24 protein-coding genes and 2 pseudogenes are annotated in these 25,643 nt (G+C 58.1%); 12 read left to right on the top strand and 14 right to left on the bottom strand.

Features of this window, described 5'->3' with window-relative positions:
- The coding region (locus tag NKI61_RS01775; protein WP_502899828.1) for a class I SAM-dependent methyltransferase at nucleotides 1-267 on the top strand (267 nt) is incomplete at its 5' end.
- A gap of 125 nt (nucleotides 268-392) precedes the next feature.
- Here NKI61_RS01775 and NKI61_RS01770 read toward each other — a convergent pair.
- From NKI61_RS01770 to NKI61_RS01760, 3 genes and pseudogenes are all read right to left on the bottom strand, one after another.
- On the bottom strand, nucleotides 393-677 hold the full coding sequence (locus NKI61_RS01770; protein WP_023673895.1) for a hypothetical protein: 285 nt from the start codon (nucleotides 675-677) through the stop codon (nucleotides 393-395).
- Nucleotides 678-1,921: 1,244 nt separating this feature from the next.
- A pseudogene (locus NKI61_RS01765) lies at nucleotides 1,922-2,011 on the bottom strand (KTSC domain-containing protein); the annotation flags it as partial.
- Between the two features lie 444 nt (nucleotides 2,012-2,455).
- Nucleotides 2,456-3,184 (bottom strand): hypothetical protein, encoded by a 729-nt coding sequence (locus tag NKI61_RS01760; protein WP_352838737.1) that lies wholly within the window; start codon nucleotides 3,182-3,184, stop codon nucleotides 2,456-2,458.
- 1,244 nt (nucleotides 3,185-4,428) lie between these two features.
- On the opposite strand from NKI61_RS01760, the gene NKI61_RS01755 reads away from it, so the two are divergent.
- From NKI61_RS01755 to terL, 7 genes are all read left to right on the top strand, one after another.
- Entirely contained in the window at nucleotides 4,429-5,055 is a 627-nt protein-coding gene (locus tag NKI61_RS01755; RefSeq protein WP_352838736.1) for a hypothetical protein, read from the top strand.
- 104 nt (nucleotides 5,056-5,159) lie between these two features.
- The gene (locus NKI61_RS01750) at nucleotides 5,160-5,471 is read left to right on the top strand and encodes a hypothetical protein (RefSeq protein WP_352838735.1); all 312 of its coding nucleotides are present in this window, start codon (nucleotides 5,160-5,162) and stop codon (nucleotides 5,469-5,471) included.
- Between the two features lie 230 nt (nucleotides 5,472-5,701).
- The gene (locus tag NKI61_RS01745; RefSeq protein WP_023740378.1) at nucleotides 5,702-6,079 is read left to right on the top strand and encodes a hypothetical protein; all 378 of its coding nucleotides are present in this window, start codon (nucleotides 5,702-5,704) and stop codon (nucleotides 6,077-6,079) included.
- Nucleotides 6,080-6,679: 600 nt separating this feature from the next.
- Entirely contained in the window at nucleotides 6,680-7,384 is a 705-nt protein-coding gene (locus tag NKI61_RS01740) for a ParB/Srx family N-terminal domain-containing protein (protein ID WP_352838734.1), read from the top strand.
- Nucleotides 7,297-8,058 carry a DNA-methyltransferase gene (locus NKI61_RS01735; protein ID WP_352838741.1) on the top strand — a complete coding sequence of 254 codons (762 nt, stop codon included), beginning with the start codon at nucleotides 7,297-7,299 and terminating at the stop codon, nucleotides 8,056-8,058. The genes NKI61_RS01740 and NKI61_RS01735 overlap by 88 nt, the downstream gene beginning before the upstream one ends.
- Complete coding sequence (locus NKI61_RS01730; RefSeq protein ID WP_023748222.1) at nucleotides 8,055-8,504, top strand: DUF5681 domain-containing protein; 450 nt, start codon at nucleotides 8,055-8,057, stop codon at nucleotides 8,502-8,504. The genes NKI61_RS01735 and NKI61_RS01730 overlap by 4 nt, the downstream gene beginning before the upstream one ends.
- Nucleotides 8,501-9,955: a phage terminase large subunit gene (terL, locus tag NKI61_RS01725; protein ID WP_352838733.1), complete on the top strand. Its 1,455-nt coding sequence runs from the start codon at nucleotides 8,501-8,503 to the stop codon at nucleotides 9,953-9,955. The genes NKI61_RS01730 and terL overlap by 4 nt, the downstream gene beginning before the upstream one ends.
- 121 nt (nucleotides 9,956-10,076) lie before the next feature.
- Here terL and NKI61_RS01720 read toward each other — a convergent pair.
- The 3 genes and pseudogenes from NKI61_RS01720 to NKI61_RS01710 all read right to left on the bottom strand — a co-directional run.
- Nucleotides 10,077-10,203: pseudogene (locus tag NKI61_RS01720) on the bottom strand (chromate transporter); the annotation flags it as partial.
- A gap of 41 nt (nucleotides 10,204-10,244) precedes the next feature.
- Nucleotides 10,245-11,309, bottom strand: coding sequence for a DMT family transporter (locus NKI61_RS01715; RefSeq protein WP_352838732.1), 1,065 nt, complete (start codon nucleotides 11,307-11,309; stop codon nucleotides 10,245-10,247).
- A 33-nt stretch (nucleotides 11,310-11,342) separates the two neighbouring features.
- Nucleotides 11,343-13,604 carry a heavy metal translocating P-type ATPase gene (locus tag NKI61_RS01710; RefSeq protein ID WP_352838731.1) on the bottom strand — a complete coding sequence of 754 codons (2,262 nt, stop codon included), beginning with the start codon at nucleotides 13,602-13,604 and terminating at the stop codon, nucleotides 11,343-11,345.
- A gap of 66 nt (nucleotides 13,605-13,670) precedes the next feature.
- Here NKI61_RS01710 and NKI61_RS01705 point away from each other — a divergent pair, with 66 nt between their 5' ends.
- The 3 genes from NKI61_RS01705 to NKI61_RS01695 all read left to right on the top strand — a co-directional run bounded on the left by NKI61_RS01705 (nucleotide 13,671) and on the right by NKI61_RS01695 (nucleotide 15,543).
- Nucleotides 13,671-14,093, top strand: a complete 423-nt coding sequence (locus tag NKI61_RS01705) for a MerR family transcriptional regulator (RefSeq protein ID WP_352514552.1) — start codon at nucleotides 13,671-13,673, stop codon at nucleotides 14,091-14,093.
- Nucleotides 14,094-14,130: 37 nt separating this feature from the next.
- A complete protein-coding gene (locus NKI61_RS01700) occupies nucleotides 14,131-14,724 on the top strand; it encodes a class I SAM-dependent methyltransferase (protein ID WP_023740166.1) in 594 nt (197 codons plus the stop codon).
- 312 nt (nucleotides 14,725-15,036) lie between these two features.
- Nucleotides 15,037-15,543 (top strand): GNAT family N-acetyltransferase, encoded by a 507-nt coding sequence (locus NKI61_RS01695; RefSeq protein ID WP_352838730.1) that lies wholly within the window; start codon nucleotides 15,037-15,039, stop codon nucleotides 15,541-15,543.
- Between the two features lie 131 nt (nucleotides 15,544-15,674).
- Here NKI61_RS01695 and NKI61_RS01690 read toward each other — a convergent pair whose 3' ends face one another.
- The 4 genes from NKI61_RS01690 to NKI61_RS01675 form a co-directional block, all read right to left on the bottom strand.
- The gene (locus NKI61_RS01690) at nucleotides 15,675-16,013 is read right to left on the bottom strand and encodes a hypothetical protein (RefSeq protein WP_352838729.1); all 339 of its coding nucleotides are present in this window, start codon (nucleotides 16,011-16,013) and stop codon (nucleotides 15,675-15,677) included.
- Between the two features lie 386 nt (nucleotides 16,014-16,399).
- A complete protein-coding gene (locus tag NKI61_RS01685; protein WP_352838728.1) occupies nucleotides 16,400-18,247 on the bottom strand; it encodes a hypothetical protein in 1,848 nt (615 codons plus the stop codon).
- A gap of 10 nt (nucleotides 18,248-18,257) precedes the next feature.
- Nucleotides 18,258-18,617: a hypothetical protein gene (locus NKI61_RS01680; protein ID WP_352838727.1), complete on the bottom strand. Its 360-nt coding sequence runs from the start codon at nucleotides 18,615-18,617 to the stop codon at nucleotides 18,258-18,260.
- 190 nt (nucleotides 18,618-18,807) lie between these two features.
- Entirely contained in the window at nucleotides 18,808-19,161 is a 354-nt protein-coding gene (locus NKI61_RS01675; RefSeq protein ID WP_352838726.1) for a helix-turn-helix domain-containing protein, read from the bottom strand.
- A gap of 50 nt (nucleotides 19,162-19,211) precedes the next feature.
- Between NKI61_RS01675 and ybiA the strand changes: the two genes are divergently transcribed.
- The gene (gene ybiA / locus NKI61_RS01670) at nucleotides 19,212-19,712 is read left to right on the top strand and encodes a riboflavin biosynthesis intermediates N-glycosidase (RefSeq protein ID WP_352838725.1); all 501 of its coding nucleotides are present in this window, start codon (nucleotides 19,212-19,214) and stop codon (nucleotides 19,710-19,712) included.
- A gap of 12 nt (nucleotides 19,713-19,724) precedes the next feature.
- On the opposite strand, the gene NKI61_RS01665 is transcribed toward ybiA, so the two are convergent.
- Genes NKI61_RS01665 through NKI61_RS01650 form a run of 4 tightly spaced genes read right to left on the bottom strand, consistent with a single transcriptional unit; the run spans nucleotide 19,725 to nucleotide 25,643 of the window.
- On the bottom strand, nucleotides 19,725-20,645 hold the full coding sequence (locus NKI61_RS01665) for a PfkB family carbohydrate kinase (protein WP_352838724.1): 921 nt from the start codon (nucleotides 20,643-20,645) through the stop codon (nucleotides 19,725-19,727).
- A 26-nt stretch (nucleotides 20,646-20,671) separates the two neighbouring features.
- Entirely contained in the window at nucleotides 20,672-22,609 is a 1,938-nt protein-coding gene (locus tag NKI61_RS01660; protein ID WP_352838723.1) for a hypothetical protein, read from the bottom strand.
- On the bottom strand, nucleotides 22,606-23,739 hold the full coding sequence (locus tag NKI61_RS01655) for a hypothetical protein (RefSeq protein WP_352838722.1): 1,134 nt from the start codon (nucleotides 23,737-23,739) through the stop codon (nucleotides 22,606-22,608). The genes NKI61_RS01660 and NKI61_RS01655 overlap by 4 nt, the downstream gene beginning before the upstream one ends.
- On the bottom strand, nucleotides 23,739-25,643 hold the full coding sequence (locus NKI61_RS01650; protein ID WP_352838721.1) for a hypothetical protein: 1,905 nt from the start codon (nucleotides 25,641-25,643) through the stop codon (nucleotides 23,739-23,741). The genes NKI61_RS01655 and NKI61_RS01650 overlap by 1 nt, the downstream gene beginning before the upstream one ends.

Raw genomic sequence — 25,643 nt, 5'->3', positions numbered from 1 at the left:
CTCAGCGTCCACACAGTGTACTTCTGGCAAAGCCTTAGAGCTGGATCCGCAGAGCTCGCTCGCGTCCTCAAACCAGGCGGTCGCGTCGTGCTGGGCTTCCTCCCGAAGGCGCATATGGACCGGATGAACATGCCGGCCGATATTTTTACACCTCGCGAGCCGGATGAGGTCATTGCTGCGTTGCGAGATGCAGGGTTCAGCGACCCTGAAGTGCGGAGACCGAGCACGGAAACCGCATGGCTCGTTGTGACAGGCATGCGAAGATAAGTTTCGGCGCCAGATGCAAAAAACCCGCCGACCAAGGCCAGCGGGCCGTTTTGCCGGCGAGAGCGAGGCTGTTCCTGGGCCGCACAAAAAAGCCCGCCGGCCGGGGAGCCAGCGGGCTCACGGGCCTATTTTCCCATCATCATCGCAGCTTTGCAGAAATTTTCATGGGCCTTCGCAATATCTGCGTCAGCGCAGTCCTTCATCACCGCGTCCTTGTCCTCCTGAGACATAGCCGACCAAGCGGTTTTCGCTTCGGCCTCAGACTTCATGGTCTTCATGCTGCTGTCCGTGAAGAAAGGAGACATTTTTGCAGGATCGTCGAGCGCAGACGTGCCAGTGGAACTGCCGGCAAAGGCCGATCCGGTCATAAGGGCAAATGTCGCGCCGAGAATGAGCATTTTCGAATTCATCAAAATTCCTCCGAATGCAACTGCTTGAATGCAGCCGTGCTAATTCAACGCTGGCGGGTAGAAAGGGTTTCCAGCCAAATTGAAAATTGTAAAAATTGCTACCGATAGTCCGTCGTCAACCTAGGAGGAATTGGCCCGCAAGTTCGGTCAAGGCGGCCGGCGGCCACCATCGATGCTGCAATTGCCCTGGCCGGTTGCCATTGCCTGCTAACAAGCGCACACTGTTGCGGTCGCCTCGAAAAACCAAAAACAAACAGGCACGAGGCGCTTGGGAGCGATCATCAGGCTTTCGCCCGACTACTTGGGAGAAGGCCCATGCCCACACCGGCACAGAGCCGGCTCATGTATTTTGTCGTGTTATCCCGATCATGCGAAGACGTTCGCTCTGGTGCGGGACGACTTCAAGTCCTTTTCAAGGGTGTTGGGAGGTTGGCCCACGGCTGAAGGGCTGCACAACCAAGGGGCGACGATCAGCTTCTGCACTTTCAGACACATCGTGATAACCTGTCGGTCATGAAATCGGAGGCTTGAGAGAAACGTGGGCGGGCCCCAGGAGAATAATTTCTGCCCATGGGGAAGGCGATGTCCGCGCTAGCCGGAATGTCAGCTACCGAAGATCCGCCGCCTGAAGGCTGCCAGTCCGCTAACGGCCGCCCCAAAGCTGCCGGTCAACACAAGGTCGCATCGGAACCGATCCTTCGCATCCCCCGTTATCGAATGGAAGGGACATTACTTGTCATTAGGAGATGAAGAATGAAACGGCTTCTTTTTGCCACTGCCATGATGGCTGTTTCCAGCGGGCTTGCGTTCGCGGGGACGACAGGGACAACAGGGACAACGTCGAGTGGCTCCTCCACTACCACAACGATGCCGACGACAGATAACAACACGGATTCGACCACAACGAAGTCGACCAATTCGAACTCAGCGAAGGACTGTGCGCCGGGCCAGCAGAGTGGCAGTGCCAAGCAATCCGCTCCTGGTCAACAGGATGACACCAGTGCCCAGTCCGCAGCCCCTGGACAGATGAAAACGACTGCCGAAGGTTGCTAATTGTGCCGGGAGAGGCCGGTTTGCACCGGCCGGAATGGATGCCTCCCGCTGCAGACCGGCGGCAACGGTCCGGCCTGCGCGCCCTTCGATCAGCGCGGGCCGTTTTTTCGGATAGTACCTCCCTTAATCGTCCAACGAGCCTGCAGCCTTTTCTTGGGCGAGTCGGATCTTGGGCGAGTCGGAATGCATAGTTAGTTGCGGATGTGATTGTTGAAATAGCGGCCCTTGGCGAAGGCAGATTTGAACGCGACAAATGCCTCAAGCGGCACGTCCAGGAAATCGTATTGCTTCCCCCTTGGCTCAAAACCAGACCGAGAGAACCCTGGTCCGGGTCAATAGTCGAACTTGCGCATCGAGGTCGACGGCATGGTGCGTTTCAAGAAACCAGCGTGAGCCGTCGGCCAGCCGGGTATGGACCGCCCTACGGGCTGAGCTGTATTCGAAGATGTGGCCGGGCGTAGAATGACGTCGCGTTCCGTCGCTTCGCGCGCCGCCCTGATCGGAGTTTTCGCGTTGACGGTGTGGGTGGCCGTCACGGCATCGCATGCCATCTCCTCAACACGGTATTTCGGCACTTTTGTTCCTACGCGTCGGTAGCGACTCCGCTTGTTTAGGGTCGCCCTCAAAGAGGAGAATAAGGTGGCAAGCTCGTCGGCGCCCTGCCGCCGGGGGTGTGACCCGGCGGCTTGCACGTTCGACTAGGGTCGTTTCAGCGCTGACCGGTCTTACGGCGTTGGCGCAGGATCCTGTTTGGAAGCCATCTCGTCGATCTTCTCGGCAAGCACGCCATTGGCCCATTCGGTGACCTCGGCGTCTACCGGCTTGTTGGCCATATCGGCGAGCGCGTCATCCAGCGATGGGACGGCGGCAGCAGCATCGGCCGCCGCTATATTGGCCGCATCGAGCGCCGCCTGCGCTGCATCGATCTGCTCCTGGGTCGGGACTTGGTCGGCCGGAGTATTCGGGTCGTTCAATTTGGCGTTCAACGCGTCGACTTCGGCTTGGGCGGCATCTACCGCGGCTTGGGCGCCCTTGGCGGCGGCCGAAGCTGTCACATAAGCCTGAATGCCGGCGAATTTCTTGCTCTTGGAATGCATATAGGCGTTGATATTGCGCTGCAGCGAGTTCAGCCGGCCAAGCTTGGCGTGAATGTTCTTTTCCTTGGGCGTCGCGGCGACCTCAATGTCGTCGACGGCGACCTGGTCGTCGGCCGAGGCCTTCTTTCCGGCGTGAGCCGATGCCGACTTGCCGTGCGAAGCGCTGTTGCCGGACTTCCCGCCGCTGTTGCCGGACTTGCCGCTATTGCCGTGACCACCGCCATTGCCGTGACCACCACCATTGCCGTGACCACCACCGTTGCCGTGACCACCGTTTCCACCCGCGCCAGCGAAAGCAGGAGCGGTCACTAGCGCAAGCGCGGCAAGCGCTGCCAACAGCGTTTTTCGGGATGTCATGGTACCTCCTCAGGCGAATAGCCACCTCGACGATTCGCTATAGAGCGGCTTATAAGAGTTTCCTAATCCGACTGAATGAACTTTAGATAAATGCTTGTTGCAATGAGCGACTGACGACTGCGAAGCTCTTTGTAACCGTCTGAATTTTAACAAAAAATTCGGAGTCGCAGACCCTATCGGCCTTTTGCGCGACTGAAGTCCCATACCGATCGGACCTTGGTCGGGCGATGCACAACTGCGGAATGCTTGCGGCATTGCGGAGTATGGCGTCACCATGTGGCTGCGACTGCGCAATGTAGACAACTCGCCGGGCGAAGACCCCAACTACCTCGAGCCCGGCGAGCCTTACACCTGATCAGAGTACGCGATCAGGACCGGGATCAGCCGGCGAAAGATGTGGGTGCAATATGGGTGCCAAACTATTCGTCCCAAATTGGGACCATGCTGCGGCCGGCAAGCTGCGCTTAGGTCTCATAAAAGGCTTAGGCGCTGGCATCGGAAATGGGGATCGCTGGTTAGATCGCTTCCTTCCTCCGTTTGTATGATTCGTTGGCATTGGCAGGCGTGCGCATATTGTTTGCTGGCCGGCGCTGAGTCTCACCGGTCGGGCCCAGCGGCCCGCCCGCCGCAAAGTGTCCCCCCGCGACAAAGGCTGCTTGGCCGTCCTAGCGCCGATCTGCTCCGGCAATGGCCGCGTCAATGCCCGCTCGGCTCCAGCAACAGCTTCATACTTGGTTGCGACGGTTCCGCGCGCGCCGCCGTCATCGAGCGAACCTTACTCGCCTAACCCGGATCGTGCCGCGTCCGCTTTCCGGGACGCACGGATCTATGCTCAATAGCTAATGTCAGGAGCGTACCTGAATTGGTCCTCGAGCCGAGATAGCGCGTTAGTCGACACACGACATTGCGATGTCCAGAAATCGACCGTTTTCGGACAGCTTGTAGGCGGCCGTAGCACAGCGGGTTGTTTCGCAGGTGCTGTGTCCGGAAACTCTGTCCGGATTTCTATTCGGCATACGCGATTTGCGCCGCCACCCGGCTATGTTCCCGACTGCATATTATGAGACATTTGGCGCCGTGGCCCAATTCGCTCACCTAGAGGAAATGGACTCGACAATTCGAGTTGACTGTCGTTCCCGATCGAGCGCAAGTCCACCTCACAAGTCTGGTGAACGTCTGCCAATATAATCGATATATCTTCGACGACGATTTCTAGGTGGCATATTGGAGAAGGTGACCTTCGAATGAGTGCCTTGTTATTTTCTGGCTTCAGTTCAACAGTTCCCGAGCCCCTGGGCCGTCGCTCGCTGATGCCAAACCAAACGCCTGCCCGAGGGCGAGTGCCAGTTTCGAATGCTTTTTCGCAGCATGCTTATGACGAGCATTGGCTACAAGATTTGCTGTTTCGGCATCCCGAGTTGATCGTGGCCGACCGCCTTGAAGGCAGCTTTGGCGATGTCGTTCCTTTATGCCGGGAACTCGCCATTCCTCGAGCGGGCGGGACAGTGTTCGCGGATATTCTGGGCGTCGCAAGGACCGGCCGACTGGTCATTATTGAGTGCAAGCTTTGGCGCAACCCACAGGCGCGACGGGAGGTGTTGGCGCAAATCCTGGAATATGCCGCGCTGCTGCGACGCTGGAGCTTCGGTGATCTGACCGCACGGATTAAACGCAAGCTGCCATCCCATGAGCCGAACCCAATCTTTGCCGCGGCGAAGCTCCGGTGGCCAGATCTTGAAGAGGCTTCATTCGTGGATGCGGTAACGCGGTCGCTAAAGCTGGGTGACTTTCAGCTCATCATTGCCGGAGATGGCATTCGCTCGGACACGCACGCGATTGCCGAACATCTTAATTCGCAGGTGCGGGCCTAGCTCAGCTGACACTGCTTGAGATCCAATTGTGGCAGGCGGCTTCGGGTACCATTGTCGTGTTACCAATAGTGCCCTTGCGGACTAAAGTCCTTCAGCAAAGAGTTTTGGTCGACGGCGGCGGCGTGCCGCTCCAGCTGGAGACGCAGGAAATCGGCGCCTCAGAAGCCAGCGAAACGATGGAGAGCGTTGTTGATCCGGAAAGCGGCAGTCGGCGAAGCGTCAATCGTGCGTTCTGGCAACGGTTCATAGACCACGTTCAATTCGATCATTCCGACCAGTTGCCAGCGCGTCACAGTGGCGACAACTGGGTCAGGATACCGCTCTCAAAGCCCCTAGGCTGGATTACAGGTTTTCGCTCCACTGGCGCAAAGGCTGAAGTGGGTTTGTTTCTGACCTTCAGGGACGAGGATGGGTAAGTTCTTTTCGATGAGTTCGACGCCCACATTGCAGAGCTGCGCAGCGAAAGCGGCCTCGATTTGGCAGCAAGGTTGAAATCCGCCGCACCGTTCTATACCGAACTCGGCGTATTCAGACCGCGGTCGACCTTCGCTGACGAGGAACAGCAACTCGACTGGCTCTGTGATGCTGCAAATCGATTTGTCTCTCTGATCCGGCCTCGGCTTAGCGTGCTGGCGGAAGCCGCCGAATGACACGGCTTCTCAAGTGGGAACGACTGGCCTTGAAGGGCGACTTCTCGGCGATGCCCGGGCCCTTCGAGTGGGATCAGTCAGGGCGCTTCGCCCATTTCCTGAACGGGTACGACGTCGCCGGAGGAATGGACCCTCTTGCCGGCCTTGCCATCGGAATGTCGGAGCAAGCTCGCAAGATTGGCAAATGGGACGGCAGCGCGCTCGACCTTTGGCTCTGTCTGTTCTTCCAGCATCGAGCGCATCGTCATATGGGCTCCGAAGATAGCGACCCGATACTCGACGAACTTTGCGAGGCGCTGCGAGTGAGGCTCAGTCGGCTGTCTCCAGCCGAGGCGAAAGCATTGGCTTCGCGTCTCAACCAGAACGCCGCTTAGGCAATGAGCTCTTGCCCTTCCGACGCTCGATTCCGCATCTGCCTGATCAATGTACTCTTGCACATCGGCGGTTCGCGGCTCGACCGTCAGTATATCGTCGCAAACGCAATCCATTCGCGGAGCGGTGTCCAAGGCGACGGGGGATCAACGAAGCCTTTGAACATTCGGCTGCCTCTATCCGTGCCGGTCAACCTGTCGCGACGGCGTCAGAAAACTCTCCTACGCTATCTAGTTGTATAGATCGAGAACCGCTATTTTTGGCGTGTGCCCCAGACAACCAGGGCAAACCGCCTCGCGCCTCAAGCAGAGCGCCATCAAGGCCGCTTTCCGCAGTTGTTCGCATATCGAAATAGTTGATAGCTAGTTCCGAAAGGGGGAGCAAAACAGTTTGTCGGCAATCGCTGTATCGCAAGGAGCCGACAAAATTTTTTGTTGCCCCATACTTACACAAAATCGGTGATTTGTGAATCCTAGCTCGAACGCTGCCGAAACGCTCTGTGAATTCCGGGTATGGCTAATTTAGATGGTTTTTTCGAATCGTCGATTCTGCGACCTCACAGGCGCGTTACCATGCGGCGCGCACGAATTTCAGAGGATCAAATGGCCACCAAAATCACCACAGTTTCGATGGACGCACTCACCCCCTACCGCAACAATGCTCGCACCCACTCCAAGAAACAAATCCGACAAATTGCCGACTCCATCGAAAAATTCGGTTTCACCAATCCAGTCTTGGTCGACGAGAAGAACAACGTCCTTGCCGGCCATGGCCGGCTCTCAGCGGCGCGCCTGTTGGGATGGAAGGAAGTTCCAACCCTCTCAATCACCCATCTCAATCAGGCGCAGAAGCGCGCCTACATAGTTGCCGACAATCGGATCGCCGAGAAGGCCGGCTGGGACAAGCAGATCCTGGCCATCGAGTTGCAGGCGCTGGTCGACCTCGACTTCGATGTGAGCCTCACCGGCTTCGACATCCCAGAGGTCGATCTGATCATCAGCGAGTTCTCGCCGAACAATCAGGATGATGAATCGGAAGAGGATGAAACGGGCCTTCCGGAGCAATCAGCAGGACCAGCAATAACGCTGCCCGGCGATCTGTTTCTGCTCGGCGAACATCGATTGCTTTGCGGCAACGCGCTTTCGAAAGAGAGTTTCGAGACGCTGATGCAGGGGAGAAGGCGTCCGTCTGTTTCACAGACCCGCCCTACAACGTTCCGATCGGCGGACACGTCAGCGGGCTTGGCAAGACGAGCCACCGGGAATTTGCAATGGCATCCGGCGAGATGTCCGACGACGAGTTCGTAGGGTTTCTGGAGCAGTCGTTCTCACTGATTGCCGGATCGAGCAAGCCGGGCGCTATCGCCTTCGTGTGCATGGATTGGCGTCATATCGCAGAGACCACATTGGCGGGTAAACAGACGTTCGGCGATCTGCTCAATCTGTGCGTCTGGAACAAGACTAATGCCGGCATGGGGAGCCTCTACCGCTCTCAGCACGAACTGGTGCTGGTGTTCAGGAATGGCAAGGAGCCGCATCGCAATAACGTCGAACTCGGCAAACATGGACGTCACCGCAGCAATGTCTGGACCTATCGCGGCGCCAACAGCTTTGGCACCACGCGAATGGAAGAGCTCGAAGCGCATCCGACCGTCAAACCTGTCGCTCTGGTTGCCGACGCTCTGCTCGACGTCAGCCGCCGAGGCGACGTCGTGCTGGACCCTTTTGGCGGCTCGGGCACCACACTACTCGCATCGCACAAGACCGGGCGCCACGCACGCCTTATCGAGATCGATCCTCACTATTGCGATCTGATTATCCGCCGCTTCGAAAGGCATACGGGCAAGCAGGCAACGCTCGCCACCACAGGCGAGACTTTCGAGGAACTGTTTGAGCAGCGTGGAAGCGTCAAATCTTCCAGCGCACTCGCGAAAACCGCGTCCGCAACCCCGGCTCCTGAAACTGTGGGAGGCGTGCTGTGACCACCCGGAGAAAGAAATCTGCCGACTACTCGATAGGCTACGGCAAGCCTCCGGCTGAAACCCGGTTCCAGAAAGGAATGTCAGGCAATCCGAAAGGCCGGCCGAAAGGCAAAAAGAACATGAACACGATTGTACGCGAGACGCTCTTTGGGCCGATCCAAATCCAGCAGAATGGCAGGACGACGACGGTGACGGCGCTGGAGGCCATCCTTCTCAAAATGCGCAACAACGCGCTTTCAGGCGATTTCCGGTCGGCGGCCCATGCTCTTCAGCTCGCATCCCGTTGTGCCGAACTTGAGGAAAGCCGGCAACCCGATGCGGAGGTTGACGTGTTCGATCCACAAACGATGGTCGAGATGATGCGGGATTATCTCGACCACAAGGACTCGTCAGAGAACGATACCGAGACCCCTTCCAAGACCGGCGATCAAGGAGATGAGGAATGAACGCCCCCCTCTCCCTCCCGGGCCGACCATCCTCCTCGCCCGTTGCACCGACTGCCCTTCAGCTGCTGTTGGGCGCGGCCCGCGTTGACCTGGCGACCTTCGTGGCCCTGGCTTTCTCCGCTGTCGATCCAGGCGCCAAGTATTTGCCCAACTGGCACATCCGCGCCATTGCGCATCAGCTCGAGCGCGTATCCGCGGGCAATTGCAAGCGCCTAATCATTACGATGCCACCGAGATCGTTGAAGTCGGTCACCACCTCGGTCGCGTTCCCGGCATGGATTCTTGGCCGCGATCCGTCGAAGAAAATGATCTGCGTCTCTTATGCTCAACCTCTTGCGGTCAAGCACGCCAACGACTTTCGAACGGTCGTCAACACCGCCTGGTACCGGTCGATGTTCCCGACCTTCAACGTTAGCCCGCGCAAGAACACTGAAAATGAACTGCAGACCACGCTCGGCGGTGGACGCCTGGCGACCTCGACCGGTGGTCAGCTAACTGGCCGGGGTGGCGACATCATCATTATCGATGACCCCTTGAAGGCAGATGAAGCGCATTCGGAATCGGCTCGCAATAGGTGCGCCGACTGGGTTCGCACGACTTTGATGTCGCGCTTCGACAATCCGGCTGCCGGTGCCGTCGTCCTTGTCATGCAAAGATTGCATGTCGACGACCTAGCAGGCGTGCTTCTGGAGACTGGCGGCTGGGAGCATTTGAACCTGTCGGCGATTGCCGAGCAGGACGAACGCGTCCGGACAAGTGTAAATCGCTGGCACGATCGCAAGCTTGGCGACTTGCTGCACCCCGCGCGTCTGGGACACGCCGAACTGGACGGTCTAAAGCGCCTATTAGGATCGCTCAATTTTTCCGCGCAGTACCAACAATCCCCTGCCCCACCGGACGGCAACATGGTCAAGAGGGTGTGGTTTCGCGACTACGATCCGCATCAGTTCGACCGTCGTTCTATGACCATCGTTCAAAGCTGGGACACCGCCCTCAAGGGCGACCCCTCCAGCGATTACTCCGTCGGAACGACATGGGCCAAAGACGACAACAACTATTATCTCCTCGATCTCGTCCGCGTCCGGGCAGCTTACCCAGACCTCATCAAGGCGGTAAAAAACTCCCTTCTGGAGCACTCCCCCGACATCATCCTCATTGAGGATGCGGGTTCCGGCTCAAGTCTCATCGCCGACTTGGAAAGCCAGGACATCAGGACCACGCCGGTAAAAGCCAGAACCGACAAGGAAAGCCGGCTGTCACGTGTTGCCGCAATGATCGAAAACGGCAACGTCAATCTTCCGAAAGACGCGCATTGGAGAGATGACTTCCTGCTTGAGGTGCTCGCATTTCCGCACGGAAAGCACGACGACCAGGTCGACTCCATGACCCAGGCGCTGATTTGGATGAAGGACGACAAGCCGACGGGGAGGTTCTATTTCGGCAAATTTTGAAGTCCTGCTCCAAAGTCTGGGCCAAATGTCAGGTATGCGCCCAATATCGGCCATTCAGCATTCCGCGGTCACTGCCTGAAAGCAGACATTGTCTACATCGCTGTGCGGCGGTACGGCCATGGCTGGAGGCCGGTCCGGGCAGGAATTGGCAGAGCGCCCCCACGTCGGCAGAGGCTGCCTCATCGAGCCATTTCGCCGGACCACCAGCTGTTGCGGAAATAGCCGAGATGGACGACTGGTGCCCGCATGGTCTTGGGACATCATATTGGTTCGCGGCACTCGTCGGAGATCAGTGCCGATGTTGATGATGAAGGTCTGGATAGTGCACATGAGAATGCCGCATAGGCTTATGACTGTGCCAATGCGAATGCGGCTCCGTCACCGGCCCGTCATGGGTATGTTGATGGTGTTCGTCATGAACATGGCTGTGCTCGTGCTCCAGCGCTTCGTGGTCATGCTCGTGCGCGTGCCGTTCAGCGAGATGAAGATAAAGGCCGGAAGCCATCAGGGCACCCGCCACAAGCAGCCGCAAGGTTAGGGGCTCACCGACAAGCACAATGGCCAGGAAGGCCCCGATAAAGGGCGCCAGCGAGTAGTACGCCCCCGTGCGTGCCGTACCGAGATGGCGCAAGGCCAGGATGAACATCACCAGGCTGACGCCGACGCCGAGAAAGCCCACGACGGCCGCCGCTCCCAACGACGCGGCGTGGGGAAACACGGCGCCGGACACCACTGCCAAACTAATGTTGACAGTGCCGGCCACCAAGCCCTTGAGCATGGCGATGGTCACCGGGTCAGTCGCCGAGATTTTGCGGGTCATGTTGTTGTCGATACCCCAAGCGACACAGGCGCCGACGACCAGCAGGGCACCCGCATTGACCGCAATCCCTTGCCCCGCCCACGACAGCACAATGGCACCGGCGAGGATGGCGCCCGCGCCGAGCAGCAGCCGACGATCGACATTCTCATGAAAGACTACCCAAGCAATTGCCATGGTGGCCAAGCCTTCAACATTCAGCAGCAATGCTGCGCTCGACGCCGTGGTCAGAGCTAACCCGGACATAAGCAGGACCGGTCCAACGATGCCGCCCATGGCAATCGCTGCTGCCAGCCACGAAATATCGGCCCTGTGCAGCGAAGCTTCTGTTTGATCCCCGCCGGTCGAACGGCGGTACAGCCAGAACAACGCCAGCCCTAGTCCGGCGCCGAGGTAGAGCAAGCCCGCGAGCATCAGCGGGCTCACTGAGTCAAGGATAAGCTTGGAGAATGGCGAAACCGCTCCGAACAGGGCGGCGGAGCCTAGCGCGAGGGGGACACCGGGCCAGAGATGCGAATGGGAGTGCGATTCAGCCATGCTTCAAGTTTAGCACAGAGGACCGCTTGTTTGTCACGCCGCCCCTTTCCAGCGCAGGAGGCGCATGGCATTGGCCGTCACCAGAACGGTCGCGCCGGTATCGGCCATGATCGCCGGCCACAGGCCGGTGATTCCCAAGACCGTGGTCACGAGGAAGACGGCCTTGAGGCCGAGGGCCATGGTTATGTTCTGTTTGATGTTGGCCATGGTCGCCTTCGACAGCGCAATCATGGCGGCGACGTCGCCGACACGGCCATGCAGCACCGCCGCATCAGCAGTTTCGAGAGCCACGTCAGTGCCGCCGCCCATAGCAATACCCACGTCGGCCGCCGCAAGGGCTGGCGCGTCGTTGATGCCATCGCCGACCTTTGCCACGATGAGCGCCTGTCCCTTCAGCTCTCCAACAATACGCTGCTTGTCTTTTGGCAGTAGCTCGGCGCGAACCTCGATGCCGAGCTGTTTGCCGATCGCGGCAGCCGTGCGCTTGTTGTCGCCGGTCAGCATGACGGTCTTGATGCCGGAATCCGTCAGCGCCTTGAGACCAGCCAAGGCGTCCGGGCGCGGTTCATCACGCATCGCAATGGCGCCGGCCGCCTTGTTGTCGACGAGGACGACCGAGACGGTTTTGCCCTCGTCATTGAGCGCTGCGATTTGAGATTTTTGATCCTCAGTGAGCTTCGCCGTATCCTCGGCAGCCTGTGGCGATGCAAGGAAAACTTCGGTGCCTTCCACGTTCGCCTTGACCCCCTTGCCACCTAGAGCCTGCGCTTTGGACGCGGCCGGAGCCTGAACCTTGTCTGCAGACGCCTTTGCGAGGATGGCGATGGCAAGCGGATGGCTTGAGCCGGTCTCTAAGGCGGCAGCAAGACGCAGCACTTCGGCCTCCGATTTTCCGAAAGAAACCACGTCGGTGACCTGGGGCTTGCCGAGCGTGAGCGTGCCGGTCTTGTCAAGCGCCACGGCGGTGACCTTGCCGAGAGCCTCGAGGACCGCCCCGCCCTTCATCAGCAGGCCGCGCTTGGCGCCAGCCGAGAGCGACGCGGCGATTGCCGCCGGGACCGAGATGACCAGGGCACAGGGGCAGCCGATGAGCAACAGGGCGAGGCCTTTGTAGATCCATTCGTTCCAGTTGCAGCCGAAAACGAGAGGTGGAACCACGGCCACCATCGCGGCCACGCCGACCACAGCAGGCGTGTACCAGCGCGAGAAGCGGTCGACGAACCGCTCAGTTGGCGCCTTGCTCTCCTGGGCTTCCTCGACCAGCTTGACGACGCGCGCGATGGTGTTATCGGAGGCAACGGCGGTGACCTTGATGCGCAAAACAGCGTCGCCATTGATGGTGCCGGCGAAAACCTTGTCGCCGACGCATTTGCGCACCGGCACGCTCTCGCCTGACACCGGGGATTCGTCGATCGCGCTCTCACCCTCGGTGATCTCGCCATCGGCGGGAATCCGGTCACCCGGCCGCACCATGATCATGGCGCCGACTTCAAGGCTTTCGGCCGGCACCTCGCGCGTCTTGCCGCCCTTTTCAATGAAGGCCGTTTTCGGGACCAGCGTGGTCAGCGCTTGAATGCTCGAGCGCGCCTTTCCGGCGGCAACGCCCTCGAGAAGCTCACCGACAAGGAACAGGAAGACCACAGTGGCAGCTTCCTGGCCGGCGCCGATAATGACCGCACCGACGGCCGCTATGGTCATGAGCATTTCGATGGTGAAGGGAATGCCTGCGACGGCGGCCATGACGGCCCGTTTGGCGATAGGCACCAGGCCAACCAGCATGGCCGCGATAAAGACCCACACCCCGGACGCCGGCCACACATAGTGAATGGCAAACGCAAGGACCAGCGCCGCGCCGCTGGCGATCGTCAGGCGACCCTTGGGACTCTTCCACCACGGCCCCGAGGTTGGCGCGCGGTCGTGCCCGTGAAGGCCCTCTATTCCCTCCTCGCGGTCATCTTGACTTTCGCTGACCTGATCGTGGCTGGCGTGAGCATGGCCCGCATGGTAGTCGCCCGCATCGTCGTGGTCATTGTGATGGTGCTCTGCCCCGTCCAGCCCGACCTTTCCCTTTACCTTGAGTTCGGCAACCGTGTAGCCGAGGCCAGTCACCTTCTTTTCAAGTTCGGCGAGGTCACTCTCGGGCGTGTGCCTGACCGTCATGGTGCCGGCGGTGACGGACACGCTGACATCTTCGACGCCAGGGATGCGACGTACCGCTTTATCGATTTTGGTGGCGCAACCGGCACAGTCCATGCCTTCGACGCGATAACGTGTTTGTGCCTGGGACGCGGTCATAACATTCCTCTTGTATGGTTTGACAGCGACGCTACATCCTCTAGTGACTAGAGGAGCAAGCGAAAAATGTTAGACGGCGTGACCATTGGCGAAGCGGCCCGGCAAAGCGGCGTCAAAGTACCGACCATCCGCTATTATGAGCAGATCGGACTTCTGCCTGCCCCATCCCGGAGCGAGGCCAATCGCCGCCACTATGAGGCTGCGGACCTGCGTCGGTTGACGTTCATTCGTCATGCCAGAGAGCTGGGCTTTGAAATCGACGCTATTCGGGCGCTTCTGACGCTGCAGGACGACCCAGGCCAGCCCTGCGCCACGGCCGACGCCATCGCCCGGATTCGACTAGGCGAGGTCAAACAGCGAATTCAGAGCCTGAACGCGCTCAAAGCCGAACTGGAACTGATGGTCGAAGGCTGCCGTCATGGTAAAGTCGGCGAATGCCGGGTGATCGAGGTTCTGGCCGACTATGATCAATGCCGAAACGATCACTGATGTCTTCGTATTTACGGCCACGTTCTAGGCAGCCGGTATGAGCGCAATTTTTCCTGCGACATCGATGCCAGATCGGGACTGGTGGACCGTATTGTGGCCGGATCCAGCAGGCCTCCTGCTGTCTTTGGGCGTGGCACCGGGTATGACAGTGCTCGATCTGTGCTGCGGCGATGGATATTTCACAGCTCCCCTAGCAAAGATCGTCGATGGCCGCGTTTACGCGCTCGATCTCGACCCTGCAATGATCGAGATGGCTCGTGCGGAAGCAGAGCAGGAGGGCGTTTCGGTTCTAAAATGGATCATAGCCGACGCCGGCGAGATCTCGCGATTGATCCCGGAAAAGCTGGATCTCGTTTTGATCGCAAATACACTCCATGGTGTTCCCGACCAGCCTGGCCTTGTCCAGGCCGTTGCCAAAACGCTCAGGCCTGGCGGCGTGTTCGCTGTCGTCAACTGGCACCCGGTGCCGCGCGAACAGACGACGGTACTCGGTCACCCGCGCGGGCCAAAGACGGACATGCGGATGCCTCCCGAGGCGGTGAGAGCCGTCGTCGAGCCGGCCGGCTTTCACCTGATAACGCTGATCGATCTGCCGCCCTATCACTACGGCATGACTTTTGAGCGCGCGTGACGGCAGCTCGGGACGATCGTCTATCTACTACTCTAGGCGCCGGCGCACGCATGTAGCCACCTAGGTCTCCATTTCCAACGATGGGCGGACAGGTTTGCCATCTTCCGAGATTGCGACTGGCGCAATCTCAGGAATTCCGCCGTTGAGTAGGCTGCCAGCAAGGTTTCTGCCTGGTCCGCTATTTGACCTGAGCGCCCACAAGCCTTTCGGGTTAAGGTTCCTCTCGGAATTAGGGGGCAGGCCCATACGGAATTTGCCAATTCTGTTTCAAACAGTAACTTCTGCTTTGTGCCGCTTTTGGGAGGCGTCTAGGTGTTCATTGACATTTTACTGGTTGCCCCGACCGATCTCCATCGGGTCCGGGACCTAGCCCTGGTCATCTGGCAGGCCCACTATACACCCCTGATCGGCGCAGACCTGGCGGCGGGCATCGTAGCCGATATCTATTCCATGCCCAGTCTCTACGCGGACATGCACGAGCGACGGCAAAGCTATTGGATCATTACGACAGACGGGAAGGACGCAGGTTATGCCTCCGCGTATGTCCAAGGCGGAACCCTGTGGATCAAGAAGCTGTATCTGCTGCCCGAAACCCGAGGGCTGGGATTGGGCAAACTCCTGATCGAGACAGTTCGCAACTACTTCGGCGTAGGGTATCCGCAAGCGCTCTTTGTCGCTGAAAAAAACCAATCCGCGATCGATTTCTACCGTTCCCAGGGGTTTTCGATCGAGCGTCTGGAGCCTGTAATGATGGGTCCACACCAATTCCATGACTACTTGATGACCAGAGCGGGTTCACCGGACGCAGCAGGAAAATAATGGCGCGTGACCCGGCTGGCGGCTATCGGCTCATTAATCCAATATATCTGTGGGCAGGCTCGTGTCCTCCCCTGCCTTGTCCCAAGCCTGCGCCGCAATCTTCCAGTTGCCCTGATCCTTCACCAAAAGCATCATTCAACCACTCGCTCCAAGTTGATGTCGTTTTCGACATTCTCACAGGCTATAACTGCCACTGCTACATTGCCAAACACCTGTATCTTGCTGCCGAGAACCCTTTCATCAAGCGACAACAGGTCGCTTTCTGCGAGAGAACTCATTCGCTTGATGAACGCGGGGACGGATTGGGGCCGGGCCGGCCGCGATGAAGGAAACATTTGCGCATCCGGGAAAAAATCGGATCGGAATTTCTTCCAGTCGGGCTCGCCCGCCGCCTTCCAACTCATGCTTGCAAACTGGCGCGAGATCAGAGCCCGTATGGCGTTACAGTCGCTCTCAACGGTTGTGTCCATTGCAGAAACCTCCTCAGATCATACTCAGGGGTTAGCAGAGGATTCCCGGGCCGATTGGAACGCTGTACCCTTTGCGATAGCTGCTCCAAAACCTGGTCCAATAATGTGCTTTCCGCAACATCATTGGCATGCCATCCGAAACAGAACCGCTTCCTCCTGTTCTAGAACAAAGGTTGCATTACAACTGATGCCGGTGGGGACAAACGCATCCGTGATTGGATCCCCGCAGGAGGGCAGCTTCGATCTGCCGCCAGCTAACAGTGGACGTTCAGCTCTCGGCCCAAAACCGACATCTTGACTGAATGTCTGAAAAAAATCGTTTCAGACCTACCTCGAATATCAACGTCGCTTCAGGACCCTTTTCCCCGTCCAGTGAGACTGTCTCTTCAGGCCGCCTCCGGCTCGGCCACGGCAAATCCGTGCGCCTTGAGCTCTGCACCGATCCACTTGCGAGCCGTACTCATGCTCTGGCGATAGTCATCGGCTGCAAGGGACAGGGACTCTGGAGAGGTTGCCCGATCGAGATCTTCGAGCGACCAACCCTCGACCAAGCGTTTGCTGATCGCGTAGCAGGTGGCTTTACCCACGCGGAACGCCATAGACCGCTGTGCCGCCCTTAAGATGATACTACGAAGCGCCTCTCCCTCCGCCTGCCCTGCGAAATGCAACTCGAGTTCCGCAGTCATCCTGTCGACCGCGGAGTAGAGGCCATTGATGAAAAGCGTTTGCGCGTCCTTGTAGAAACGACCCGCACGCCCTTTCATTTGTTTCTCATCGATCTCCACGGGATCGTCCAATATCTCGATCGTCGGAGCGCGCTCAAGTGACTGCGCCTCCTTGGAGAGCTTTGCACCCTCTGGCGCTTTGCGGCTCTTCTTGTCCGTCGCCCGCAATCCGGAGTTCCGTTCACCACGAAGGAAGCGATCTTCTTCGTCGTCGATTCCATCGACATCGGCCGAGCGAGCTTCGTCAAGACCGACATCACTATCCTGCGTGCGCTCTGGCCGCTCAAGCGATTTCACATAGGTTGAGGTTGGCAGGCGAAACTCGTCGAGGACCTTTTGCAAGTCTTTCTGCAAATCGTCCAGGTTTTCATCCCTTGGGGGATGCGCGTCTCTGATCACGACTTTCACCCACTCGGGCATCAGCTCACGGACCTTCGAAGCGTAGTCATCAGTCGTAATCGGATTGCGCTCGTCGACGGTCGTGAGGGCGTCGCGATATTGGTTCGGAAGACCTGCGCTGTCCGGGATGTATATCTCGACTGTGAGGACGGTGGAACCGAAAGGTATCCCGTAGTTTGGGGCGACTGCGGACCATTTCTTCCCGGTGCGGAAGTCGTATCGCTCGCCCTTGTGGACCAGTGCACAGAACGATGTCGACGATGTCGCAGGGTTGCTAAGCGCGCTGATGGAGTGACTGTAGTTGGCGTGCTTCGGGTCGTGCACGTATTGGATCTGCACGCCCGTCTCGGGGCAGGTGACGGTCTCAGCGTTCGGCAGTTGCGAGATTACGTCTTGCAGCGTTTTTAGCGTGCGAGTCCTTCCGGTCTCATCGCGTCCTCCGCCTTTTGTCAGGGAGACATCCAAGATTACTTTGACGCCCGTACGAAATTCGGCGAAACGCCGAAAGATCTGTGTTGCGACATAGCTACGGTCGACGCGAATTCCCCTGCCGATCGGCTCCGACACCGTGTCATGAAAGTCGTCCTCGCCCATGAGAACGACCTCCGTCCAGTCGTGGGAAAGATCGGCCGTCTTTCGCACCGATTCGGTGACATCGAATACCGAGTCCTGCCGTCCTCCAACCTCGTAGGCGAAGCGCACAAACGTGTCCGCTTCATCGTCGAATCCAATCGTTACTTCGTGGACCAATCCGTCCTTGCAAGAACGATAGCGAATGCCCGCGGGCGAGACGGTCAGCCCGGATACTTTGGCGCCGATACCGAAGTTTCCGTTGAGCGACATTTCCTTGTTGATAGAGGCAGAGATGTTAGTCGCAGTCCGAAGGTCCCACGAACCCATTCCCGGCCCCGTGTTCCAGAACGTCAACTTCCGGACGCCTTCAATCAGCGTGGGGTAGATGTGCACGGTTCGATAGCCTTCAGGTGCCAGTTCCGCACTTTCCTGCGCATTCATGAAGAACTCACGGACAAGTGTGTGTCGCGGGGCCTGTCCGATAAGGCGATTGATTAGAAACCGGTCGTCCTGGATTGTCAGGCGTTCAAAACTCATCGCACAGATCCTAAAGTTTGAAGACGTCCTTGTCGGCTGAGGCCGTGGATCCGAACTTCCGTTCGAGATCTGACACTGCATCACGCAGCGCCTTGCTGATTTTCTTCACGTCCCCCTCATCAAATTCGTAAGCTCTGCGGTTCGAAAGATTGCCAATTTTTCGGATAGCCTCCAAAGCGGCCTGCGTCCTTCCTTCGGCAAGCTTGACGAATTTCTCCCTCTTTGCAGACATAAACTCTCTCTCAATCTCCGAAAATTTATAAAACCTTAATGCACGAGCGATGTCAAATATATGCGCAAAAATGCCACGAAATTCGCTGTGAAATTCGGAGCCATTCGGTGAAGATGCGACAGCTGCCGTTACAGACAAGGGGTCGCCCCGATAGCCGGGGGCCGACACTGGACACAAGCAACCGCAGGCGCCGGCGTAGGTTGAGTTTGGCTCAACGCAACTCAACATTCGATATGGCTGCTGGATCAGTTCGCAGCCCGCGTCGCTCCATCTTTAGCGCCGCAATCAATGGCCCACGTTGCCCCTGACAAATGGGATCGGCGCCGCTTTAGCCGGTGCCGTCGCGGCGGCTCGACCTGATCTCACCGAGATCTTTAAGTAGACGGATCAGGCGCAGAGCGTCCACGCTCGTGCGATCCCAAAGCGCTATCACTTCCGTCGCCAGCATGCGCTCGTAGGCAACACCGTGCGCATCTCCTTCCATTGGTATCACATCCAGGGCGCTGCAAATTTGCAGTACATTACTGGAGAGGGAACGAAAACGCCCTTCACAGATTTTTTGGGCCTGGCTTTGTTCCACGCGAGACCTACGGGCCAATTCCGCGTAGCTCCAACCCTTCTGTCGGCGGGCGGTCTGCATTTCTGCAGACAGTCCTTGGACCATTTCAGGATTGAGTTTCATGCAAATTTGCATATTATTCTGAAACGAAGAAATCAAGGAGCTGATTTGCCATGACAGTCGTTGCCGAGATCAGGTTCTACCGCGCGAGCGAGAAACCATATGGTATCTTCAGCAACTTGTTCCGGCGGCCGATTGAATTTGAAGGCGATGTTTTCCCAACATCGGAGCACGCCTACCAGGCCGGCAAGGCGAGGAAGCCGGAGGTTCGGAAATGGCTGATGCAAGCTCCGTCACCAGCTCTGCTCGCGATGGCCGCCCACGGTCTTTACTATTGGGACGTTGCACCCGGATGGTCTAAGACAAAATTCGACCGCATGCGCCGGGTACTGGAAGCCAAGTTTACTCAGCACCCAGACTTGCGTGATCGACTGCTTTCCACCGGCGACTTGCGTCTTGTCGAGGCTGCTACCGTTGATAACGAGGTTAATCGGCTGTGGGGCGAAGTTAACGGCGTGGGCCAAAACATGCTTGGGACGTTGTTAATGGAGTTGCGGGCGAAACTTCGGAGCCGATCCGGTCGCAACTGGCTTGCTATGGAAGCCGCGGAGTAGCCGTCTTGGTATCTACTCCGCTTCGACCAAGGCACGCCGTGCAGCAGCAGGGCCGAGGTTCCTGAAAATTCCTCGGGCGCCAACGAACGAACAATTGGCGGAGGCTAAGCGCTGACCAGCTCTTGCACCCACCACGACGTCATCGAAATCGAGATCGTTCGCGCGGAATCCGCACGTAAGAAGTCGGTTGATGAGGCCGACGCTGACCATATCGCCTGACCCGCATGTGTCGAGCACGAGATCAACTGGAATGGCCTCGCAGCGAACGCGACGTTCTCCGTAACAGACGTCGAGTCCGGCAGCGCCGCCTGTCACTATCGCGAAAATCCCACGGTTGACGACTTCCGGGATCAACTCTTCGCCCAACCTGTCGCTCGCGAATTTCAAGATCGACGTGACATCCAGAGCTCGCGCAAAAAGGCTGAGGTCGCCAATGGCTGAAGGCTCGAAGAAAACAATCCCGCCGGCATTCGCGGTGGCTTCCATCGCCTCCACAATCGCTTCCGTTATTCGATCGGCATAGAATACAGCGCAGGACTGCACTACCGTCAGTGCCTCGTCAACGTCTCGTCTCTCGATGGGGCTGTAATGCGGGAAACGCTCGCTGGTATCAGGGCAAAACGAGCTGAATGAATGGTCACCGGTCGCGGTGTCGAGATGCTGCGCAAGGACCGGCGAAAGTCGGCCAGATCGGCGGGCGATGTAGCGGGTTTCCGCGCCAGCCGCACGAAACTCTTCGACAAGATTCTCACCGATTACATCTGCTCCAAGCGTCAAGATCGGTACGACGTGACGGTCGAGCATCGCAAGCGACCACAGGACGTTCGCACATGATCCCCCTAGGCCTTCGTCGGTCATTGTGCCTGACTGATAAACCCGGTCAAGGACAGCGAAGCCGGTCCCAGCGACATCGACAGCTCCTTCCCAGCTCATCTTCCGCTCTCCAGCCTGATACGGAATCATTGGCGAATTGGACCCGTCAATTGGGCGATGTCCAAGCGAAAAGTTCCGTTGGACACCACTCTTATTGCTTGCAATATCTTAAATAACGCCTTGGGTCCCCTCAAGCCCGCCCCGAATAGCGACCAACACACATTCGCCCGGTGACATACCTGATCCACACTCAATCCATACTGCTGGCCTAACAGCTCGAAATCATTACCCACTGCATGGCCGCTATCGCCGACGCAAAGCGGCTCTACATCTTTTTCGCCGAGAAGGTGGGCAATGTGACTTATTACATTCCGCTTGTTGTTGCTTCGGAGGCCTATATCAATCGAATGCTTCGACTGGACGAGCCGAATTTCGCCGGATTGCACCAATGGTGCACGGCGTAAATTGGCTAGGAACTGGCCGGGATCAACTAGGCTGTCCAGGTCGATTGACAACTGAACATTATTGACGCGAGCGCTAGCGGGAACCCCACAACTTTCCTCGAGCCATGCCCGCATGGTGACCATCGTCGGCGACGTCGGCGCTGGATAGTCGCGAATGTCAACATTGAGCGGTTGAACGTAGCCACCGTTGTAGTAACCCATGATGACCATTGGCTGATGCTCCGAAGGGATTGCTTGTCGAAGCATTTCTGCAGCTGAGCCACCTCGGCCGCTTGCAATCCCGACCGGGACGCCAGCGGCAAGCAATCTCACAAGTTCTTCGGTGATCTTGGGTGCCGGCGGAGCGAACCGATTTTCGGTCGCAACAATAGTTCCGTCATAGTCCAGGACGAGGGCACGAAAATCGGCGGCCCTCATGCGGGCTAGCATTCTGCCGTAGGCTTCCATAAAATCTTCATCGGCTGCGCGTTCAAGGTTTCTTCGTCGCCTTGCATCCAACTTATGTCTCACTGATGGATTGAGACGCGCACTCAAGTCTGCCAGAGCTCGTCCCTCGTAAATGGGTTTCGCGAACGCCCCAGGTCCGGGTTTACCAGGATCGATGTCCCTCACTGCGCCGATCGCCTCCACGATCAAAAGCGCATCCATGATCGCCAGCGCAGCCTCTCGGCGACCGCCTGCGCTATAGTCGAAGGAGGCCACGCGGATGTCGCCAGGAATGAATGACCCAATCTCCGTCCAGATGTCGAAGGAAAGCTCCGCTGTCATCGCCAGTATGAACGTCTGCGGCCCACGCTGGGAAAGCCAGACATGCCGCCCGTGCGCGAAATTACGGAAGTCAGTACGCTGGAGGGTACACAAAGCGGCCTCCCATACTGAAGTCTCGATCGTCACGGCGGCCGCGGCCAAGGTCGGATCTGCAAGAAGGATGATGGTGTCATTGCCTTTTATATCTTGGAACCTGCGCGCGAACTCCAAACGGGAAGATTTTTCGAGGCGTCGCCTGAGATCCGAAGACAGTGCGGCTCCTCGTTCGGCAAGGTCATCGGCCTCCACCGCCGCGTCAGTGGCAAGAAGCAAGCAGGTTACCGCCGCAACGAGCGAATGCGTCGACAAGAACCCATCCTTCTCGTCGGCTACCGGGAGCACGTATCCTTTAGTGTGGGGAAGCGACGAAATCTCGGTCAAAACGGGTGATGCAAGGTTGCTGGTTACAACCCGTACCTCCCGGGCGTTGCGGGCCTTCGCTGCCCCCAATGCCGCAAGTATGTCGGCGTTTTCTCCCCGACCGGTGAAGAGCCACACTTCGGTGTCGGCAAGATCCTCGTGCCCAAGCACGAATTCCATCGGCGTGAAGATCGTTGTTGGTCGCGACGAAACGTCCCGCCGGCAGGTAGCAAAATAGGATGCTGCTGCGAGCGATCCACCCGACCCGATCGCCATCGCAGCAAGCGCGGCGCCCGCGACCATCGCAGCCGCCACGTCTCGGATTACCGCGTCGTCCCGAATCTCGATCGTCCGTGGCAGTCCATCAAGCTTCTGGGAAAAAATATCAGTCACGTGCCTTGGATCTCAACGGTGTCTTCTGGGGCCGAGACTACTTGCGAGCCATAGCTATCATAAATCGGTCCGTCCAGCCAAACATGAACCAGATGCATCGGCGTCTCTCCGCGGTCCGCGGCCGGATCAATATCGTACCTGAGCGCCTCGACATAGTGCACAGGCAGATCGTGGCGGATAGCGGCCATCATCGCGCCAGCTGCCATCACCTTACTACCAATCGGTGACAAAATGAGCTGGGGCTCGAATACCCCCAAAACTGTCTTGTCATAGCGGAGCTTCAATGTGTCAATCGTGCGGTAGGAGTCGAGCGGATTTCTTTCCGAGACATACATGTAGTCTCGATCATCTACGGCCCAATCGCCGCGAATTTCCTCCCCGTACTCTTCGATCAAGGCATCGGCGCGGCGAGGATCTCCCGCTGGGAAGGGCAGAATCGGACATACCTTGTAGAGATCGTCGAGCGTGACCTTGATTTTTTCAAGCGCTGCTCTGCGACCGGGGGCAAGATGCGGCAGCCATATCTTGGCTCGCCGAAGATCGCGCTCGCCGGCTACCGGTCCGCTAAAGCCGCGAACGGCCTGCGAGCGTGCCGCGGGCTCTCCTACAATGCGAGCGTCCAACTCGGGATTAGATGTCACCATGAGGTGGAAACTCATGTCCAACTGGTTCTTTGACCGACCTAGGAGGATGCGTGCGGTGGGAAAGGCGACGCCAAGCGACAGCGCACTCATGTCAAGCACGATGTCGGTTACGTTTTCCGCGATGATCATGTGATTAAGCCGATCGCTGACCCGATTGCCACCCACCGGAGCATTGTCATCACTGTGAAAAATCTCGATCGGCCAAACCTCGGAATTTGGCACAAGCTCCCGCAAAGCGGTCATATTTTCGTCCGCTGCGTCGCGCAGGCTTGCAGCCGCTTGACCGCGCTCCTCGCGAATGAAAACGGCACGCAGTCTGTCACCCATCGCGGTGCTCAAAGCTCGGGCGACAGTCCGTGATCGCGGATCGAATCCAGCACCCGCGACAAGCAGGCAAACGCGGCCGGGGTCGGCGAAGTAATCGGCGATGAAGGTCTCAACCTTTTCGTCAAAATGGGTGACGCTGTTCCCCCAATGCTCGTACATCACTCGACCTCCAAGATGATGTCAGCGAGATCGGAAACCTTTCGCTCGAGGAAGTTCCCGCGGCTGAGGTCGAGGCCATACTTGATACAGAGTGGACCGCCCAGTTCCAGCAAGCACCACTCCTTGCCTCCTTGACCATAGTCGCGAACAGCCGACACCGCGCCATAAGCAATGGCGTACTTCAACACCATCGGGAGCTCGCCCTCACTCCTCAAAAGATCCTGCATCTCTGTTTCCAAGATGCCGATGGAGTTCGCTCCGCCGCCGAGCGGAGCGTTCGGGAGCATTGCGTTCTCGACACACTGTTTGGCCAGCGCGTCGGTGAGCGCCAGAACCTTTCGCGCATACGGAAAGGACCAGCGTTCGATAATCTCGGTCGCGCGGTTTTCCAGGACTTCCTGCTGCTGGGGCGGAGCCAACGTGGCGTCCTGACCGCGAATTACCTTAGTCTCCATCCTACTAACGAGTGAACCGGCAAGCTGGAGAAACAGTTCGGCGTTATCACCGGAGGCGTCACACAGGTCATCCAATCCAAAATGCAAGGGACGGTCGAAGAGGTGATGTAGATGGATGCGCGCGGCGTCGACGATCTGGGCCTTGGCTTTCACCGGCGCCGCCGGTTCAGGGTCATCAAATAACGACATGGTTTGCCCCTGCACACGGCCTGCATAGCGGTGCATTAGGACCCTAGTCATGGCGAGTTCAATATCGTCGTTCCAGTCGACGGACCTCGTCCCCTTGGCATACCGAGCAACTATTTCTCCGAGGCGATCTCTGCGGTTCGATGAGATGCTCAGCTTGCGCTGGTCACGGTCAAGGAGTTGAACCAATTCGGCGTGCCTGCCCTTCGGTAGGCTAGGTGGCTGCGTGCTCAGCAAACCTCGGAAGTTTTGGTGCCCCCTCTCCCTCAAGGGATCGACTAATTGAAGATAACGGTTGGCCATGTCGGTAGCCATCTTCCTGAACTGGCGTCGATCGCCTCCGCGGTTGGCCGAGCTCTCCATTACGATATCTATATAGTCCCGGTCATGCTTCAGGCCTGGTAGAGCGTCTTCATCGACAGACCGGAACACCGCGCTAGGACTAAGTGCGTCCATACGCATCATCATCCACCGACCAATTCGTATTTCGCGTCGAGCCAAGGCCCTAAGTAGCGCCGCATACTGATCAGGATGGAGGCTGTGGGCATCGTCAAGGATTACCAAGGGCCGAAGCCGAAGACGCTCGCCCTTCCAGTCGATTTCAAGTTCGCGGATGGCTTCAAATGGTTGATAGGGAGCCTGAACCTCTGCGGGGATTTCCGATAGCGGAGGTGGGACGAGGCTGGCTCCAATCGCATATACTAACTGCTCAACTTGCCTCGCGCGATCGCGCATCGCGGTACTATCCCGTCCACCAATTTGTACGACTTGGGCTTCTGCCTCCTGTCGCGTCAGCACGGTGATATCTTCCAGGTCTCGATAGCGATTGGCAGTTAGCGTTCGAAACAGACCAAGCACCGCCCGCGCCTGTATCAACGCAAGCATGAGTTTGGTCTTGACTGCTGGATCGTACGGTAACTCCCAGAACTCCCGGTACTCCGATTCCATGGGAATTCGAATTGCAGCCACCTTAGGTCGGTCGCCATCGGCAAACTGGGCGTTTGTCAAGGCGGCGGCCAATGCTCGGTTGCCGGAGGTCGTCTGGTCCATAAGAATTGCTTCGACCAAGCGGAACTCGACAAGCGAAGCCATCATGGTCTTGCCGGTACCGGGGCTGCCTATGATGCGCACCGGCACATCCAGCAGATCGTGGACTCGCTTGTGGCCAGCGATGAAGGAGTTGAGGGGTTCCGGACTTGTAATCTGCAGAAACGAGGCGGTGTCCCGGAGGTATTCCGTGGCGCGGCGAAGGAAAGGGTTCAT

This window comes from Mesorhizobium sp. M0514, from assembly GCF_040321145.1.
GTDB lineage: Bacteria > Pseudomonadota > Alphaproteobacteria > Rhizobiales > Rhizobiaceae > Mesorhizobium.
This window is presented reverse-complemented; position numbering and strand designations above follow the sequence as displayed.

What these genes read in the sequence shown, in the direction of transcription:
- NKI61_RS01770 (WP_023673895.1), bottom strand. Translation starts at nt 677, where the DNA reads ATGAATTCGAAAATGCTCATTCTCGGCGCGACATTTGCCCTTATGACC.
- NKI61_RS01760 (WP_352838737.1), bottom strand. Translation starts at nt 3,184, where the DNA reads ATGACATCCCGAAAAACGCTGTTGGCAGCGCTTGCCGCGCTTGCGCTA.
- NKI61_RS01755 (WP_352838736.1), top strand. Translation starts at nt 4,429, where the DNA reads ATGAGTGCCTTGTTATTTTCTGGCTTCAGTTCAACAGTTCCCGAGCCC.
- NKI61_RS01745 (WP_023740378.1), top strand. Translation starts at nt 5,702, where the DNA reads ATGACACGGCTTCTCAAGTGGGAACGACTGGCCTTGAAGGGCGACTTC.
- NKI61_RS01740 (WP_352838734.1), top strand. Translation starts at nt 6,680, where the DNA reads ATGGCCACCAAAATCACCACAGTTTCGATGGACGCACTCACCCCCTAC.
- terL (WP_352838733.1), top strand. Translation starts at nt 8,501, where the DNA reads ATGAACGCCCCCCTCTCCCTCCCGGGCCGACCATCCTCCTCGCCCGTT.
- NKI61_RS01715 (WP_352838732.1), bottom strand. Translation starts at nt 11,309, where the DNA reads ATGGCTGAATCGCACTCCCATTCGCATCTCTGGCCCGGTGTCCCCCTC.
- NKI61_RS01710 (WP_352838731.1), bottom strand. Translation starts at nt 13,604, where the DNA reads ATGACCGCGTCCCAGGCACAAACACGTTATCGCGTCGAAGGCATGGAC.
- NKI61_RS01705 (WP_352514552.1), top strand. Translation starts at nt 13,671, where the DNA reads ATGTTAGACGGCGTGACCATTGGCGAAGCGGCCCGGCAAAGCGGCGTC.
- NKI61_RS01700 (WP_023740166.1), top strand. Translation starts at nt 14,131, where the DNA reads ATGAGCGCAATTTTTCCTGCGACATCGATGCCAGATCGGGACTGGTGG.
- NKI61_RS01690 (WP_352838729.1), bottom strand. Translation starts at nt 16,013, where the DNA reads ATGGACACAACCGTTGAGAGCGACTGTAACGCCATACGGGCTCTGATC.
- NKI61_RS01685 (WP_352838728.1), bottom strand. Translation starts at nt 18,247, where the DNA reads ATGAGTTTTGAACGCCTGACAATCCAGGACGACCGGTTTCTAATCAAT.
- NKI61_RS01675 (WP_352838726.1), bottom strand. Translation starts at nt 19,161, where the DNA reads ATGAAACTCAATCCTGAAATGGTCCAAGGACTGTCTGCAGAAATGCAG.
- ybiA (WP_352838725.1), top strand. Translation starts at nt 19,212, where the DNA reads ATGACAGTCGTTGCCGAGATCAGGTTCTACCGCGCGAGCGAGAAACCA.
- NKI61_RS01665 (WP_352838724.1), bottom strand. Translation starts at nt 20,645, where the DNA reads ATGAGCTGGGAAGGAGCTGTCGATGTCGCTGGGACCGGCTTCGCTGTC.
- NKI61_RS01655 (WP_352838722.1), bottom strand. Translation starts at nt 23,739, where the DNA reads ATGTACGAGCATTGGGGGAACAGCGTCACCCATTTTGACGAAAAGGTT.
- NKI61_RS01650 (WP_352838721.1), bottom strand. Translation starts at nt 25,643, where the DNA reads ATGAACCCTTTCCTTCGCCGCGCCACGGAATACCTCCGGGACACCGCC.